The following is a 321-nucleotide window of genomic DNA, read 5'->3' as shown; positions in this document are numbered from 1 at the left end:
AAGTGGTTATGTCAGACAGGGCAATTGTCTTTAACCTTATATGTAGCTCATGTCATTTTAGGCATGGGGACTCTTGAATCTATGGGGTTGTTAATAAACCAAACAATTAACTTTGCATTATTAAGCGCATTAATATTCTGTATTTGTGGGATTGTCTTTAGTGTTATGTGGCTTAAATATTTCAAAACAGGCCCTTTAGAATGGCTTTTTCGTAAAGTTGCAAGCTAACAAGGGTTTTCAAGTCGGACAAATTACAGTTGGTTGTTGTTCGTACCTCACACATTTTAGCCAACTGCAATTTGCCGCTTAAAACGGCGTTAT

The 321-nt window shown here is 36.8% G+C and carries 1 protein-coding gene; it reads left to right on the top strand.

Annotation, left to right across the window (positions count from 1 at the left end; translation table 11 throughout):
- On the top strand, positions 1-228 hold a 228-nt coding region (locus H4J57_RS19665), incomplete at its 5' end, for a DUF418 domain-containing protein (protein ID WP_182243980.1).
- Positions 229-321: the final 93 nt, after the last annotated feature.

Origin of the sequence: Colwellia sp. BRX8-7, assembly GCF_014077275.1 — a bacterium.
Taxonomy (GTDB): Bacteria; Pseudomonadota; Gammaproteobacteria; order Enterobacterales; family Alteromonadaceae; genus Colwellia_A.
Note: the sequence above shows the minus strand (reverse complement) of the source record. Positions and strands in the feature narration are given on the sequence as shown.